General features: G+C 38.2%; 15 protein-coding genes. 2 read left to right on the top strand and 13 right to left on the bottom strand.

Features of this window, described 5'->3' with window-relative positions; translation table 11 throughout:
• Positions 1 to 38: 38 nt before the first annotated feature.
• The 13 genes from OMO38_RS09050 to rplK form a co-directional block, all read right to left on the bottom strand.
• Positions 39 to 641, bottom strand: a complete 603-nt coding sequence (locus OMO38_RS09050; RefSeq protein ID WP_264749872.1) for a hypothetical protein — start codon at positions 639 to 641, stop codon at positions 39 to 41.
• Between the two features lie 255 nt (positions 642 to 896).
• Positions 897 to 1,481, bottom strand: a complete 585-nt coding sequence (locus tag OMO38_RS09055; RefSeq protein ID WP_264749873.1) for a hypothetical protein — start codon at positions 1,479 to 1,481, stop codon at positions 897 to 899.
• A 27-nt stretch (positions 1,482 to 1,508) separates the two neighbouring features.
• Positions 1,509 to 5,633 (bottom strand): beta strand repeat-containing protein, encoded by a 4,125-nt coding sequence (locus tag OMO38_RS09060; protein WP_264749874.1) that lies wholly within the window; start codon positions 5,631 to 5,633, stop codon positions 1,509 to 1,511.
• Positions 5,634 to 5,834: 201 nt separating this feature from the next.
• Positions 5,835 to 6,332, bottom strand: coding sequence for a hypothetical protein (locus OMO38_RS09065; protein WP_264749875.1), 498 nt, complete (start codon positions 6,330 to 6,332; stop codon positions 5,835 to 5,837).
• 596 nt (positions 6,333 to 6,928) lie between these two features.
• Entirely contained in the window at positions 6,929 to 7,462 is a 534-nt protein-coding gene (locus OMO38_RS09070) for a hypothetical protein (RefSeq protein WP_264749876.1), read from the bottom strand.
• Between the two features lie 6 nt (positions 7,463 to 7,468).
• Positions 7,469 to 9,445 (bottom strand): hypothetical protein, encoded by a 1,977-nt coding sequence (locus tag OMO38_RS09075; RefSeq protein WP_264749877.1) that lies wholly within the window; start codon positions 9,443 to 9,445, stop codon positions 7,469 to 7,471.
• Between the two features lie 215 nt (positions 9,446 to 9,660).
• Entirely contained in the window at positions 9,661 to 10,200 is a 540-nt protein-coding gene (locus tag OMO38_RS09080; RefSeq protein WP_264749878.1) for a hypothetical protein, read from the bottom strand.
• Positions 10,184 to 10,573, bottom strand: a complete 390-nt coding sequence (locus OMO38_RS09085; protein WP_264749879.1) for a hypothetical protein — start codon at positions 10,571 to 10,573, stop codon at positions 10,184 to 10,186. Before OMO38_RS09085 ends, OMO38_RS09080 begins: the two co-directional genes overlap by 17 nt.
• A gap of 80 nt (positions 10,574 to 10,653) precedes the next feature.
• Positions 10,654 to 11,313 (bottom strand): hypothetical protein, encoded by a 660-nt coding sequence (locus tag OMO38_RS09090; protein ID WP_264749880.1) that lies wholly within the window; start codon positions 11,311 to 11,313, stop codon positions 10,654 to 10,656.
• A gap of 413 nt (positions 11,314 to 11,726) precedes the next feature.
• Positions 11,727 to 12,095, bottom strand: coding sequence for a 50S ribosomal protein L7/L12 (gene rplL, locus OMO38_RS09095; RefSeq protein WP_264749881.1), 369 nt, complete (start codon positions 12,093 to 12,095; stop codon positions 11,727 to 11,729).
• 46 nt (positions 12,096 to 12,141) lie between these two features.
• Positions 12,142 to 12,735: a 50S ribosomal protein L10 gene (rplJ, locus tag OMO38_RS09100; protein ID WP_264749882.1), complete on the bottom strand. Its 594-nt coding sequence runs from the start codon at positions 12,733 to 12,735 to the stop codon at positions 12,142 to 12,144.
• A gap of 17 nt (positions 12,736 to 12,752) precedes the next feature.
• Positions 12,753 to 13,445, bottom strand: coding sequence for a 50S ribosomal protein L1 (gene rplA / locus OMO38_RS09105; RefSeq protein ID WP_047444874.1), 693 nt, complete (start codon positions 13,443 to 13,445; stop codon positions 12,753 to 12,755).
• An 11-nt stretch (positions 13,446 to 13,456) separates the two neighbouring features.
• Positions 13,457 to 13,900, bottom strand: a complete 444-nt coding sequence (rplK, locus tag OMO38_RS09110; RefSeq protein WP_047444876.1) for a 50S ribosomal protein L11 — start codon at positions 13,898 to 13,900, stop codon at positions 13,457 to 13,459.
• 218 nt (positions 13,901 to 14,118) lie between these two features.
• Between rplK and OMO38_RS09115 the strand changes: the two genes are divergently transcribed.
• Positions 14,119 to 14,619 carry a hypothetical protein gene (locus tag OMO38_RS09115; protein WP_264749883.1) on the top strand — a complete coding sequence of 167 codons (501 nt, stop codon included), beginning with the start codon at positions 14,119 to 14,121 and terminating at the stop codon, positions 14,617 to 14,619.
• Positions 14,620 to 14,623: 4 nt separating this feature from the next.
• Entirely contained in the window at positions 14,624 to 15,199 is a 576-nt protein-coding gene (locus OMO38_RS09120) for an LVIVD repeat-containing protein (protein ID WP_264749884.1), read from the top strand.
• Positions 15,200 to 15,321 lie beyond the last annotated feature (122 nt).

Raw genomic sequence — 15,321 nt, forward strand, 5'->3', positions numbered from 1 at the left:
AATTAGATGTACAGATTAAAAAATGAAATAAAATAGTACTACGCTATTATTGGTGGAGGTCTCACGGAGAAGACATTAGAAAAACAATCATCAAAAGATTTATTGTTATAATAAAAGAATTTTTGGGTGTGAAGATGTGATAAAGCTTTTTTTATGAAAACCGGCTCACAAAAACAGACATTTTTACAAACTTCCTGATTGCAGGGTCGTTGACTCACATAATCTTTAGAAATTTTTTGTGAACCCAGAAAATCATCAGAAGAAACCGGACGGTGAAATTCTGTTTTAACTAAATTCTTTTCAACTTCAGGACTCTCCTGCTTCTGTTTGATTTCTTCAGATACAATCTTTGCTTCCTCTTCTTCAATGTGCTGTAGCTCCTTAGAAAAATTCAGCTGTAAAGAATCTGTTTTCTGTTTTTTGAGAAGAGCGGAGCTCTGAACACTGATGGTAGATTTCTCACTAACAATCTCTGTGGCAACAATCTCTCTAACCTGAGTATTTTTATTAAAGTTTTCGTCAGCAGAAAAAATCTGAAGACTTTTGTCCACGTACATGATCGCAGTATCAGAATTTTCTCCTGTGCTTGTTTCCTGCGCCGATAAAAATTGAAATTGAAATACGAGAAGAATTAATCCCAAAAAGCGAAACAAAAATTTAGAATTTTTGCTGTATATCAAGTCTTTGTAACTCCCGCATCTATGTAACCAAACCCTTTCCAAAACACCTCTTGAACGGCAAAATTAAAAAAACTATATAATTTAGGCTAAAAGGAAGCTGTTAAGAAATCTGATAAATGACAAATATCACGAAACGTATTTTTTAAGGTAAAATTAATTTTAAATAAAAAAAGGGAGCGCTAAATTCAATTCAGCGCTCCCAATTTAAATACTAACTTAAGGTTTCCAGAAAGACCAGACTTTACCATTATAGATGGCCAGCTGATGGCTCACGGTGTCATACACCATTGTTCCCGGTTCAGGATTGATGATATTAAGATGTGGACTTTCCACCTTGGGCAGGATCATCGCCTTATCTGCATCTTCCAACACAAGAATTCCCGGAACAGTACTGAGCGTGCCTATAATTGTTCTGGCTGTAGGCGTATCGTCAAAAGGATCCTGCAAAACAGTATTGGCAACACCTTGAGTAGTGTTTATGGGCGAAGGCGCTGTTTCATTTTTAGACAGAGGCACCCAGTTAGTCGCGCTATTTTTATACTTGATGACATGATCTGTAGTATCATAAATGATCGTCCCCTCTACAGCTGTTGCTTTGTCCATCGCAGAAGTTGTCCATGGTAAAACCAGACCTTTTCCCTGACCAGAAACATAATCACCAAATTCCAGTGAGATAGACGGATTTACTGTATTGGGAGCTGCCGGTGAAGGCAATGTGCTCAAGTTTGCTTTTCCGATAGCCACCTGTGCTGTAGCCAGTGAAGCCATCGAAAGAAATATTATATTTAAAATATTTTTCATTGTGTATCTTTTAATGTTAAAACGCGGTTAGTCCGGACAGGCCTGAGTTTTAAAGCAACTCCAGATCGTACCGTTATAAATTTTCAGACATTGCGCATCTTTGTCATAGACCATCATTCCTTCTACAAGATTTGCTGTAGGAATTGCCGCAATTTCTGATGCCGTGAGTCTGTTGACAACCAGTCCTTTTGTTTTTGATTCTAAAACTGTCCATGCGCTCTGTCTTGCTACAGGCCATTCTGAAGAAGTCGATCCCGCTCTGTTAAGCGCAGTGATACCATGCTTCACAGGATTCGACACTCCTGCATTCTGAATACCCGGTTTATAACAGTAACACCCTCCATTAATTGCTGCATTCTGAGAATCTCCAAAAGTCTGTCCTGTTCCTGCCAAAATAGGTACTCCCATTGTTGTAGCGGTGTTTCCTACATTATTTCCAAGGTTCTGATTCGGACTCTGAGCTGCTAAAACTCCTAATCCAGGCTGTAAATCTGCTGCTGTAAATGCACCTCCACCTTCTACAGCATCTGTACATCCATCATTATCAGAATCAAGATCCAAGTGATTTGGATAGGCGTCGCCATCAGTATTTGCATTACAGTTTTTATTATACACTCCGAAAATAAATCCGTGAGGATCATTACCACCTGTAAGATTCATCGTAAATGACGCGACAGATTTTGGTATAGAATAAAACGTATAACCCTGAGTGGTATTGGTATTTGTTCTTACGACCGTTCCAGTCTGACCTGGCGTTACAGATGGCACACCATCCAGAAGTGAATATACTCCGGTGTTAAAAACATCAGAATTGCTCAGTACAGTTATTGGCACACTAAAGGTATTGGTAATGACCGCCCCTTCATTTCCCAGCCCTGCAATACCGATAATGTACTGATAGTCATTATCCGCAGTGCTGATAGAATTTGCAGAAGCTCCGAAATCTATTGATACATTTCTTGCGATACCGGCAACTGTATTTCCATAATCGATAACATCCAGATAAGTTGTCGGGAATGGCGCAGATTGTGTACCGTTGACTGTAATTGTAGTTGTACCAACACCTGGTGTGTAATAACCCCATCCGTTTCCTCCTGAATTATAAGTTACTTTGACACCTCCTAAAGGCAATGCTGTTCCGGGAGGAACCAATGAAAATACGGTTGAACCTGTATTTTTAAGTTCGGTGATTTTCGCATTATCAACGATTGTTCCCATAGTTACGGTAGGCAGACATCCTTCTTCAGTATCCAAAATACCATCGTTGTCATCATCAAGATCAAGGTAATCTGCAACTCCGTCAAGATCAGTATCCAGACATGAATTTTTGCTGATATCCTGAGAAACTCCAATGCCCTGTCCGACATCATTCCCAATATCAAATGAGCCCGAATTAACGATATTCGGCACTCCGTTATTGGAAGTCACCGTGCCAAGTCCTCCATTAGCTGCATAATTTATACTTCCGTTTGGATTAAGATGTGAAGCGTTTACATTTTCATCTCCTTCAACAGCATCAAAACAGCCATCATTATCAGAATCCAGGTCTAAAGAGTTTTCTATTCCGTCACCATCTGCATCACAAATGTTTATCGGTGTCAAAACGAAATTATCTATTCCTACATCATTACCTGCAGTACCAAGTGGCTGAAGATTGATGATTTCCAATGTCACATTGGATGTTCCAGCAATAAAATCCATTTTAAATCTTCTCCAGATATCGTCATTCGCCATGCCGATATTATTGGAATCTGTGAAAGCCAGTATATTACCAGAAGTATCTTTTACGGCAATTCTTAAATTTGGTATCTGAGCAGCTCCCTCTGCCAAACCTGCCATATCGAGTCTGAATCTGTATTTCTTCCCAGGAATCACAGTAATACCTTCAACCTTGTACAGAGTTTTGTTGAGATAGTTGGCAGCAACATTGATGATCAGAAATTTACCATCTGTACTTCCGTCAGCAATACTGAAAATTCCTGCGTCTTTATTCCCGGTTGCATTGGTCTGTGTGTAGTATAGACTTTGAGATAAAGATCTAGAAACCGTGTAAGATCCATCATTCGGATTTACTGCAGCAAAAGTATGTCCAACAACTCTTGTATCCTGAGTAGTAGATGTTCCTGTTCCGAAATTATTACTGTACACAGGCGTACCTTCAGTTTCGCAGACATTTTCAACTGTATCTAAAATTCCATCATTATCATCATCAAGATCTAAGGAGTCAGGAATTCCGTCATTATCAGAATCCAAATCAGCGAGCACCGGAATGGTACAAGTGGTTACTAATACAGCACGCGGCGAACTTACGGTAACCAAACGATTTCCAGCAGCACCCGTTCCGTCGTACACAAATGGAATATCAACATAAGTTGCTCCCTGAGGAATGAATGCTACGTAAGGCGATGGTGATGTGGTAATACCAGATCCTGTAAGCGTAAATTCTGCAAGACCATTTACAGCTCCTGTAATCGACACACGCAAGACAGAGTTTTGTACAGTTCCGTTAGGAACTAAAGGAGCACCCTGAATACCGCTTCCGTCCGCACCACAGTTAAGAGTAAATGATGCTGGTACATTGGTTACCGTAGCACATGAAGCAAGATCTCCAAAATTCCGAGGATTACTCGCGGTCCCTGCAATATTTCCCACAAAGGATGACGCACCAGTCATTGCATCTAATTTCCAAATATCTGTTCCATCGCCATTAATTCTACTATAATAAAAAAAGTCTCCCAGGTACGCCAAGCCGTTACCATTCGCTGAGCTTAAATTTGGAACAGTTCCGCTTATTTTAGTAACTGCTGTTGCCATTCTTGTAACAGGATTAATTCTATATAACCATATATTTGCATTGGTAACCGCGGTTATTACATATAGATTTCCTCCGTTATCAACGGCAATATCATTTAAAACATTACCATTAGCCCAATTTGAATCACCAGTGACACCATTGACAGTACCTAAAGTTGTAGCATCGTTACCAGGACCAGTTTGACCGAGCCATCGCGTTAAAGTCTTATTGTTAATACCATAAACATAGCCTGTGGCTGGATCTGTCCCTATACCAATTGGCGACCCCCAGCTTCGTCCAGTATTCGACATTATAGTTGTCGCAGAAGTAGCAATACCACGAAAAATGTTCCCAGTTGCATCGTTGGGAGATACGACGAATTGATTTTGTGCCAAATTAGTTGATGCTGGTCCATAAGCAAGATTACTTGAATTACTTGGCGTACCTGTTGCTACGGAAGTAGTAGAAAGCGTTGTAAGATCAATTCTATATGTAATCCCAGATGCCGATGTCAAACCGAACAATTCATTACAGCTAGGGGCAGCTGTCGGTGTAAATACCTGACAGGATGCTAAATCCAGATCGTCTGCATTGGTGAAGGGACCAAGCAAAGTATTTAAATTATAAGAAGTTTTTACCGAACTCACTCCTGTGTTTGGATTGATTTCATATACGCGGGCATTAAAAGAACTCACCAACAATACATTGCTTACAAAGCCCTCAACTGCGTATATATTTCCGTTAAAGAATGATAATCCCTGAAAGTTTGAAGGTAGACTTCCACTCAACTGAATAAACTGTGTGGCAGCTAAAGTCGCGATATCAATCCTGTAAACATATCTCGATGCGCCGGATGTTACGATAACGTTTAATCTCCCGTTAGAATCGAAAAACGCATCACTGGAGACAGAACCTGAAGCCCAGACAGCGTCTCCGGTTATTGCACCAAGATCTGCCGCCGGTGCCGGACTTGCCTGAATAAGTCGTTTGTTAGCAGAGATTCCATACACATATCCTAAAGTAGTACCAGCAGTCGGATTAGCTGTTAAACCTCCCAAACCAGTCGGAATGTTTGTGCCAATTGTTGAATTGGACTTGTACACAGGTGAATTAGCAGATGTATTCGAGGAAGTAAATACAGTCTCAGAAGTATTTGCCGGATTAGCACCCACCGCAAGATTACTTCGTGCAGCAGTAGAAAGTGTAGTAACAGCACTTGGCAATGTGCCATTCAGTGCAGAAATATTGTAAACATTGCCGTTTTGAGCATTCAAAATATACAATGAGTTACAATCCTGTGCTTTAATGTTTAATAAAAACAGGAAAACACAGAAATATAATAGTTTAGATATTTTCATTTGTTAGATTCTTATGATTGTACTAGTTTCCATTTTTAAAAAATGAAAACACTTTTGAATCCTGACATCAAAATTCAGATCAAAAAAAATACTTAAACATCTATGTGGTTTGCCCAGCAAGGACATAGAGAATTTATTCTAATGCTGAAACAACAGTAAAATACAGAAAGTCAAATTTTGATCGATGAAAGGATATTAAATCTAAATAAATGGTGGAGGCCTGACAGAATAAACCCTTGAAAAGCAATTTTTCAAAGCCCTGCTGCTGTAGAATACAAATAATCTACAGTGCAAATCGTTCAGCGCGCATTTGGTCAGAAATTCTTTCTGTAAAAATGCCGCTTTAGATATCTTGAAATTTGAAGTATTGATATTGAACCAATCCCTACCTGCACAACTAGTAAAGAAATATCGATTTGTAAACGGCTTGTTTTTTAATATTTCATTTCGTTGAACTTCCGGTTTTGGAGTCTGGTGAGTAATGATCTTTTTTAAATTTCGGGATGATACAGTATCCTCTACCTTCACCATTCGGATAACCTTATCAGATGTCACTGAGTGTTTATTGTGTAAGGTTATTGCTTTTTTACCATTAATGTAGGAGATCTTTATATCCCGAAGCTCTACTTTATCACTCAGAAGCTTTTGATTAAATGTTTCATCTGAAGAATAGATTTCCGCACCAACTTTAAGGATCATTTTTGACTGCGTACTATCCGATTGTAGATGTTGCTCGGCGAAAACCGTTGTAGAAAAAATGATGACCAGTACAAACGAAGTAAATCTTTGCAATAAAGAAAGATTTATATTTGATCTGCAAAAAAAGTTAGGAATAATAGACCTAATCATCACCTGTTTTTTCTTGGCACAAAAGTACAAAAAATTATGATTAGAACAATAATAAATAAGAGTTAAGTTATTGATTACGTTAATCTTACAGTATTATGTGATGAATAAAAAATCAAAATAATCAGCAATTATCTAAACAATTATTAATGATAAATATATTTATGAAATATAATTCACAATTATATGTGCTAATTAATGAAAATATTGCTTCACTTTGAAACATTACAACTGCAAACGATCATATTGTCAATGCATTATGTAAAAATATTAGCAAACCCTTTCTGGAAAGGCGTTTCGATTATATGGAAGAAGTGACGGAGTACATAAAAAAATTTTAGTACTTATTTTTATTATAATTAATTTCTTAAAATCAAAAGTCAATATTCTCGGCGAAAAAAAGGGAGCAATAAATATAATTTATCGCTCCATGTATTTGAATATTGTTTTTAAGGTCTCCAATATGACCAGACTGTTCCGTTAAAAACGGCGAGCAGTTTTTTCGTGGTATCATACACCATCATTCCTGCGGCAGGATTCATAATATTCTGATGGGGATCTGCAACTTTCGGTAAAACCATAGCTTTGTCTGTATCTTCCAAAACCAAAATCCCGGGTGTCGACGTTAATGTTCCTATGGCCACTTTTGCATCTGTACTTTCTGTAGCAGAATTCTGAATTACAAATCCGTCAACTGAAGTCACCGGATCGACCGTAGTACCGTTGGTATTAACAGAAAGGTCTTTCCAACCCGTTGCGTATTTTACTTTTACTTTTTTATCGCTGTGATCGTAGATCATTGTTCCATTCACAACTCCTGCGACATCAGCGGTATTGTTTACCCAAGGTAAAACAATCCCTCTGTTCTGCGAGCCAAATTCTAATGAGACAGAATTATTGGTCACTGTTTCTTTGCCGATGGCTACCTGTCCGAATCCTAAAAGTGATGTACAGAGAAAGCCGATCAATAGTATATTTTTCATAAAGATTTAATTTAGAGTGGTACAAGTTTGTTCTGTAAAACATTTCCAGCCAGCTGCTGTACCTGTTGTATTAATTTGAAGACAGTCTAAAGTAACATTATACACCATCATTCCTTCCACCAAATTGGACGCTGGGATAGCCTGAATCTGAGGAGTTGTCAATCTGTTAGGCACAAATCCCTTAGTTTTGGACTCCAGCGCCGTCCACGCACCTTTTCTCACCATTGGCCAGTTGCCATTAGCTTCACCAGCTCTCTTTAAAGAAGTTATACCGTGGGAAGTATCTAATCTTGGTAATCCGGAAGTATTCGCAGGATTATAGCACACACACTGATTAACTGTACTATCCTGACTTGATCCTTTCGCCTGACCGATATCTGATGTTGGCGGAACATCGGTATTGTCTGCAGTTCCAAGCTGACCTGAAGTATTTTGAGCAGCCGGATTTACCAACTCAGGAACTCCGTTTGCGTTTGGTAATTTACTTATAATTTCTGCTGGAGTACCTGCTGTCACACCGTTTGCTTTCACTTTAATCTGACCTCTATACATGTAATTGGGATCTGTAACTGGTAAATTTAACGCATGTACCTGATCATATTTAATAAATTCAGAACCTTCAATAGCATCCGGACAGCCATCGCCATCAGAGTCTACATCAAGATAATTAGGCAGTGCATTACCACCTGAATTAGCATTACAGTTCATATTGTACACTCCGAAAATAAAACCGTGAGGATCGTTTCCACCCGTCAGATTCATCGTAAATGAAGCAACTGATTTCGGTATAAAATAAAATGTGTATCCCTGAGATGCATTATTCACTCCGGTATTTGTGGAAACTACAGTTCCTGTCTGTCCTGGAGTTGTTGATACAATTCCATCCAGGAATGAATATTTGGCTCCACCGAAGACGTCTGAATTACTGACTACCGTCAGCGGAGTACTAAATGTATTAGAAGTCACCTGATTCTCTCCGCCTAAGCCTGCTATACCGATGATATACTGATAATCATTATTTGAAGTACTTATTGAATTGGCAGAAACACCAAAGTCTACGGTAACATTTCTCGGTATCGTTCCAACAATATCCAGATAAGTAGTTGGAAAAGGGGCAGACTGCGCACCGTTAACAGTAACGGTAGTTGTAGCACTGGATCCACCAGGACTGAACTGAGCCCATCCGTTTCCTCCAGAATTTCTTGTAATTCTCACACCGCCGTTTGGCAATGTTGCTCCCGGAGGCGCCAGTGGAAATATTGCAGTACTGTTAGTCTGCAGATTTGCCAGCGCTGCTGCACCACCTGCCGTTACGATCTGTCCCATGGTCACCGTTGGTGAACAACCTTCTTCAGTATCCAAAATACCGTCATTGTCGTCATCCAAATCAAGATAATTGGGTACTCCATCAAAATCAGAATCAAGACAGTCACTTTTACTGATATCCTGAGAAACTCCGATCCCCTGGCCAATATCATTCCCAATATCAAAAGCTCCGGAATTAACTATATTAGGAACGCCATTATTATTAACGGCAGTTCCAACACCTCCATTTGCTGAATAATTGATACTCCCATTTGAATTCAGATGTGAGGTATTTACATTTTCATCTCCTTCAATTGCATCAAAACATCCATCGTTATCCGAATCATAATCTAAGGAATTTTCTATTCCGTCACCATCAGAATCACAGATATTTAAAGGCACCAAAATAATATTGTCTAAACCTAAATCATTTCCGGCATTCCCCAGTGGCTGAAGGTTAATAATTTCTAAATTTACCGTAGAATTTGTCGCTACAAAGGTCATAGACAGTCTTCTCCACAGGTCATCATTTGCCATTCCGATATTATTAGAATCTGCAAAAGCCAGGGTCTGTCCTGAAGCATCTTTGATGGCGATTCTCAGGTTAGGAACCTGCGCAGCATTTTCAGCCAGTCCGGCCATGTCTATTCTGAATCTATATTTTTTCCCTGTTGTCACAGCAATATTGTTTGCTCTGTACAGAGTCTGATTTGCATAATTTGCCGCAACATTAATAATCAGAAATCTACCGTCGGTACTTCCTTCACCAATGATTGGGTTTCCCGCATCTTTATTTCCATTAATATTGGTTTGGGTATAGTAGACGGTTTGAGATAAAGATCTTGATATGGTGTAATTGCCATCTGATGGATTTACCGCAACATAATTATGCCCTACAACATGAGTCGCGTCACTGCTGTAGCTGTACCCGTACCAAATGTATCACTGTAAGCATAGGGTGTTCCTTCAGTTTCACAAAAATTTTCAGCCGTATCTAAAATCCCATCGTTATCATCATCCAGATCAGCATAATCAGGAATTCCGTCACCGTCGGTATCTACTGCAACCGAATTTGTAGGGCATACGAAGGTAAAATCCGTAGCTGTAGGCGTTGCAGTCAACCTCGTTACTTTAATATCATCGATGTAATAGTCATTTCCAGAACCACCCGGAAAAACATTCTGCAGTGACAATTTAGCAACGGTATTGAAACATGTTCCTGCAGGGGCTCTGAAGTTTAGTTTATATTCCTGCCAGTTTGCAGATTGTGAACCAATGGACCCCGTTGACACACCACCCAGTTCAACACCTGAAACGGGATCTTTAATTGATAATCGGGTCTGCGTTGTAGGATTAACAACGTACATCCAAAACGATACTTCATAATATCCGTTTGCGGTAAAGCTGAAATTCCTCTCATAGAAGGCTGGCATTTACTGCTAAAACTGCTCCGTTAACGTCGCCAGCAGTGTGATCTTCAGCATATCTGTTCGCACCTTCAAAAGGTGTCGTCGTCGGAGTGGCAAATGTCCAGAAATAATATCCCGGAAGAACTCCTGAGTAAATAAATTCGGGAGCTACAACGGCGTAGTAAGAGTTATTGATATTGGTCACATCGTAGCTTGTAGAATTTGCTTTTGATGTTCCGTAGGTAAAAGAATTTGCAGGCACATAGGGTGAAGTCTTTCTACCATAATCATTGGCTGCAGTGGGCGTCGCGCTGGTTCCGAAATCATCCAGAAATACAGTTTGAGCATAGTTGATGCTAAACAGTAAAATAATTACTGTCTGTAAAAGTTTTTTCATTGTAAAAGTTTAAATTTTAAAAAATTACTTTTCAGAGAAAGCAATAGGCTGATTTCTAATTATCAGCATCAGTGATCAATTTAAACTGTGGGAGGAGGCCTGACCGAATGTACTGTTGAGAAACAGTCATTTAAAGTAACGCTGTTATAATATACATACGAATTACAATGTAGATCATTGAGTACTTTCCTGATTTCTGAACTACTTCCTGAAGTCGAAATCTTTAAAGTTTTAAACTCAAAAGAATTGAGATTTATACAATCCCTACCTATACATCTGCTTGCTGTGTAATTATTCGGAGAAGAACCATTTTCAAAGCTGTAATTTTCTGAGAGAACTGCCTTATTAGGAATTCTTTTGTGAATCTCCGGCAATTGTGGAGATGTTTCCTGAAGTTCTTTATTTTCGGACTTAATAATTTTACTAGCAATCTTCGAACTTGCAATCGATTGCACAATGATGAGACTTGAAGACTCGCTTTTGTTAACAGACAAGATTGAAGCATTCTCTAAAACAATTTTGTCACTAAGAATCTGATCATTAAATATCACATCTTCTGAGTAGATCTCTGCACCATCTCTGAGTACGATTCTCGATTTTACGCTGTCAGACTCATTCCCATTCTGTGCAAGCGTAAACTGACCAATTAAAACAAAGAACATACATAGAATCAACCTTCCCAATAGCGGTTGCCATTGCTTACTGTAAAGCGGAAAGTCTGATTTTATAGATGGATGCATCACTGTTTTTAGGAGGTGCAAAAGTACGACTTATTATGATTGGAATCACAAATAAAACGTCTAATTAACTGATATTTAAAGTCATCTAAAAAGTAACGTGCGAAAATTTCCACCGTAACACCTTTTGTAAGTTAAAAATATTCATTAATTATTTCATTTTAAAAACCATGATTCTTTTGAAATGTCAATGAGAAGAAAATAATGCTTCACCCAGAAACATTGATATAATTAATCTTTGATTAATTGGTGTGTAATATTTGATTCAAAATCAATATTTTAAATGTCGCTGTGTCTCTAATTCCATTTAAAAATTCATTAGAAACAACAATACTAATAACTACTATTAGTAAACAACGAAACATAAAAAAAGCGGTAAACAAAGTTTACCGCTTCTTATATTTAAAAATTGAAAATTATTTCAATTCTACTTCAGCACCAGCTTCTTCTAATTGCTTCTTAAGAGCTTCAGCTTCGTCTTTAGAGATACCAGTTTTGATAGCAGCAGGAGCTCCATCTACGATATCTTTAGCTTCTTTAAGACCAGCACCAGTTAAATCTTTTACCAATTTAACGATAGCCAATTTAGAAGCTCCAGCAGCTTTAAGAATTACGTCGAATTCTGTTTTTTCTTCAGCAGCTTCACCTGCACCACCTGCAGACATAACTACAGCAGCAGCAGCTGGCTCGATTCCGTACTCATCCTTAAGGATAGTAGCTAATTCATTTACGTCTTTTACTGTTAAGTTTACTAGCGTTTCAGCTAAATTTTTTAAATCTGACATTGTTGTAATGTTTTTGTTGATTATTTATTTAATTTTTTGAGAGTAATTATTCAGCAGCTGGAGTTTCCTCAGTGCTATCTGCAGCAGGAGCTTCTGGAGCTTCAGCAGCAGGAGTTTCTTCTACTGCAGGAGCTGCTTCTTCAGCTGTAGCTTCTGTAGTTTCAGATTTGTTTTGAAGAGCAGAAACAACTCTTTGAATTGGAGACTGAAGTAATCCGATGATTTCACCGATCATTTCTTCTCTAGACTTAATGCTTACTAATGCATCAAGGTTGTTGTCACCAACATAGAAAGTTTCCTGTACGAAAGCTGATTTTAAAGCCGGCTTCTCTTCTTTCTTTCTAAAGTCTTTGATTAATTTTGCTGGAGCGTTAGCTGTATCAGCAATCATTAATGCAGAGTTTCCTTTGAAAGTTTCGAACATTTCAGAGAAATCAATCCCGTCAATCTGTTCCATTGCTTTTTGCAAAAGGGTGTTTTTCACCACTTTCACTTTAATATTTTGCTTGAAAGCCTGTCTTCTGAAGTCAGAAGATTTAGCAGCGTTCAAACCGTCTAGATCTGCTACATAAACTACTTTAGCATCCTGAAGCAAGTCTTTGATCTCTTGTATTGCTACAACTTTTTGGTCTTTTGTCATTGTCTTAAGGATTATAATTAGTTAACAGATTTACTATCAATTGCAATACCTGGGCTCATTGTAGAAGACAAATAAATGCTCTTCACATAAGTACCTTTAGCAGCAGTTGGTTTCATTTTGATCAAAGTAGAGATTAATTCCTGAGCATTCTCCTTGATTTTAGCAGCATCGAAAGATACTTTACCAATACCAGCGTGGATAATACCGTATTTATCAACTTTGAAGTCAATTTTACCAGCTTTTACTTCAGTTACTGCTTTACCAATTTCCATAGTTACAGTACCTGATTTAGGGTTAGGCATCAAACCTCTTGGTCCTAATACTCTACCCAAAGGTCCTAATTTACCCATAACAGCTGGCATAGTAACGATAACGTCAACATCCGTCCAACCATCTTTTATTTTCTGTAAATATTCGTCAAGACCTACATAATCAGCACCAGCTGCTTTAGCTTCAGCTTCTTTATCTGGAGTTACTAAAGCCAAAACTTTAACATCCTTACCAGTACCGTGAGGAAGAGATACTACACCTCTTACCATTTGGTTTGCTTTTCTTGGGTCTACACCTAATCTTACAGCGATATCTACAGAAGCATCAAACTTTGCAGTGTTTACTTCTTTTACAAGAGCAGCACCTTCTTCAAGGTTATAAATTCTTCCTTTTTCTACTTTGCTTAAAGCTTCCTTTTGCTTTTTAGTTAATTTTGCCATTTCTCTTAGTTTTAAGCGTTAGTTGGTTTAGTTCCTGTTACTCTTAATCCCATAGATCTAGCAGTACCTGCAACCATAGAAAGAGCTGAGTCCAAAGTAAAACAGTTAAGGTCTGTCATTTTATCTTCAGCGATTTTTTGAACTTGCGCCCAAGATACAGCACCTACTTTGTTTCTGTTTGGTTCTCCGGATCCTCCTTTGATTTTAGCTGCATCCATTAACTGAATTGCTGCAGGTGGAGTTTTAATAACGAATTCAAAAGATTTGTCTTCGTACACTGTAATTACTACAGGTAAAACTTGACCTGGCTTATCCTGAGTTCTTCCGTTAAATTGTTTACAAAACTCCATGATGTTCACACCTGCAGAACCTAATGCAGGACCTACTGGTGGAGATGGGTTTGCTGCTCCTCCTTTTACTTGGAGCTTAACCATTTTAAAGACTTTTTTAGCCATTGTTTGTTTTTTAAAAATTGAATAATTAATGAGTTTGGAAGCATTTATTATTCAGCAGGTTACCGCACTCACATAAAGTAAACCTACTTTTCGGACTGCAAAATTATGAAATATATTTTAATTAGCAAACACTTAACTCATTAAATTTCAGAATTAAATTGTAAAATTTAATATCCATCTATAAATTAATTGATTAATTTTAAAAAAAACAATTTACTATGAAACACGTCAAATCTACACTGGTATTGCTTTCCTGTATATCACTTACCTCATGCTGGCCCTGGAACGGAGGTGATGACCCGCCACTGGAACCTCAAACTGCATATCAACCGGTGACTGCCACCCGTGCAGAACTGAACAACATCAGTCTCCAGGTTCCGAAAACAACAGTGAAGAACGAAAAAATTTATGTGAAAGGGCAATTCATATTTGTCAATGACAGACGAGACGGATTTCATATTATCAACAATGCTGACCCCGCAAACCCTCAAAAAGTAAAATATCTGAAAGCTTTAGGTTCCAGCGACGTTGCAGTAAGAAATGACATTCTATACATTAATCAGGCAAGAGATTTAGTTGCTCTAAAGATTAATACGGCAACAAATGAAGTACAGGTTTTAAAAAGGATAGAAAATGTTTTCCCGGCACTGAAATCACCAGACGGTTTTGAGGCTCCTGCAGACAATGACAAAATAGTAATCGACTGGAAACAAAAATAAAAGCATGAAAAAATATATTACTCTTTTATGTCTTGCGATTCTAATGGGCTGCAGTGACAGCAGTGATGCAACCGAATCTCTGTCTAACGACGGAAAAGAAGGCTCTACGGCAACCTTTATTCTGAAAAATAATTATATGTATGTGGTTGATCAGGCAAACTTAAATGTATTCAGCTTGATAGATCCAGCGAATCCTGTGAAAGTGAAAACGGTAGATGTTGGCTTTAATATTGAAACCATGTTTTCAATGGACAATTACCTATTTATCGGTTCGCGAAACGGAATGTTTATCTACAGTATTGCACAAAATCCGGAAACTCCAGCGTTTGTTTCCAAAGCATTACATTTTACTGCATGTGATCCTGTAGTTGCCAATTCTACTCATGCTTACGTTACATTACATTCTAACACAACCTGCAATGCCGCAGACAACAATAAGCTATTAATCTATAATATTGCAAACATCCAAAATCCTTTGCTGGTATCGGAACGGAATCTTTTAGAACCGAAAGGACTTGCTCTAAGTGGAAATTATCTGTTTATCTGTGATCGAGATGACATTGTAATCTTCAATATTTAAAATCCGCAGAATATAACGGTAGCTAAAACGATTGCCAATCTTCCCGCAAGAGATTTGATTATTGATGGCAATCATTTGTATGCTTTTACCACTTCTACCGTACATCAGTTTACTATTGACCC

The sequence above is a fragment of the Chryseobacterium kimseyorum genome (genome assembly GCF_025971945.1).
Classification (GTDB): domain Bacteria; phylum Bacteroidota; class Bacteroidia; order Flavobacteriales; family Weeksellaceae; genus Chryseobacterium; species Chryseobacterium kimseyorum.

Coding starts and splice junctions, on each gene's coding strand:
- rplK (WP_047444876.1), bottom strand. CDS start 13,900: ATGGCTAAAAAAGTCTTTAAAATGGTTAAGCTCCAAGTAAAAGGAGGA.
- OMO38_RS09065 (WP_264749875.1), bottom strand. CDS start 6,332: ATGATCCTTAAAGTTGGTGCGGAAATCTATTCTTCAGATGAAACATTT.
- OMO38_RS09085 (WP_264749879.1), bottom strand. CDS start 10,573: ATGAAAAAACTTTTACAGACAGTAATTATTTTACTGTTTAGCATCAAC.
- OMO38_RS09080 (WP_264749878.1), bottom strand. CDS start 10,200: ATGCCAGCCTTCTATGAGAGGAATTTCAGCTTTACCGCAAACGGATAT.
- OMO38_RS09055 (WP_264749873.1), bottom strand. CDS start 1,481: ATGAAAAATATTTTAAATATAATATTTCTTTCGATGGCTTCACTGGCT.
- rplA (WP_047444874.1), bottom strand. CDS start 13,445: ATGGCAAAATTAACTAAAAAGCAAAAGGAAGCTTTAAGCAAAGTAGAA.
- rplJ (WP_264749882.1), bottom strand. CDS start 12,735: ATGACAAAAGACCAAAAAGTTGTAGCAATACAAGAGATCAAAGACTTG.
- OMO38_RS09090 (WP_264749880.1), bottom strand. CDS start 11,313: ATGCATCCATCTATAAAATCAGACTTTCCGCTTTACAGTAAGCAATGG.
- OMO38_RS09120 (WP_264749884.1), top strand. CDS start 14,624: ATGAAAAAATATATTACTCTTTTATGTCTTGCGATTCTAATGGGCTGC.
- OMO38_RS09070 (WP_264749876.1), bottom strand. CDS start 7,462: ATGAAAAATATACTATTGATCGGCTTTCTCTGTACATCACTTTTAGGA.
- OMO38_RS09060 (WP_264749874.1), bottom strand. CDS start 5,633: ATGAAAATATCTAAACTATTATATTTCTGTGTTTTCCTGTTTTTATTA.
- OMO38_RS09115 (WP_264749883.1), top strand. CDS start 14,119: ATGAAACACGTCAAATCTACACTGGTATTGCTTTCCTGTATATCACTT.
- rplL (WP_264749881.1), bottom strand. CDS start 12,095: ATGTCAGATTTAAAAAATTTAGCTGAAACGCTAGTAAACTTAACAGTA.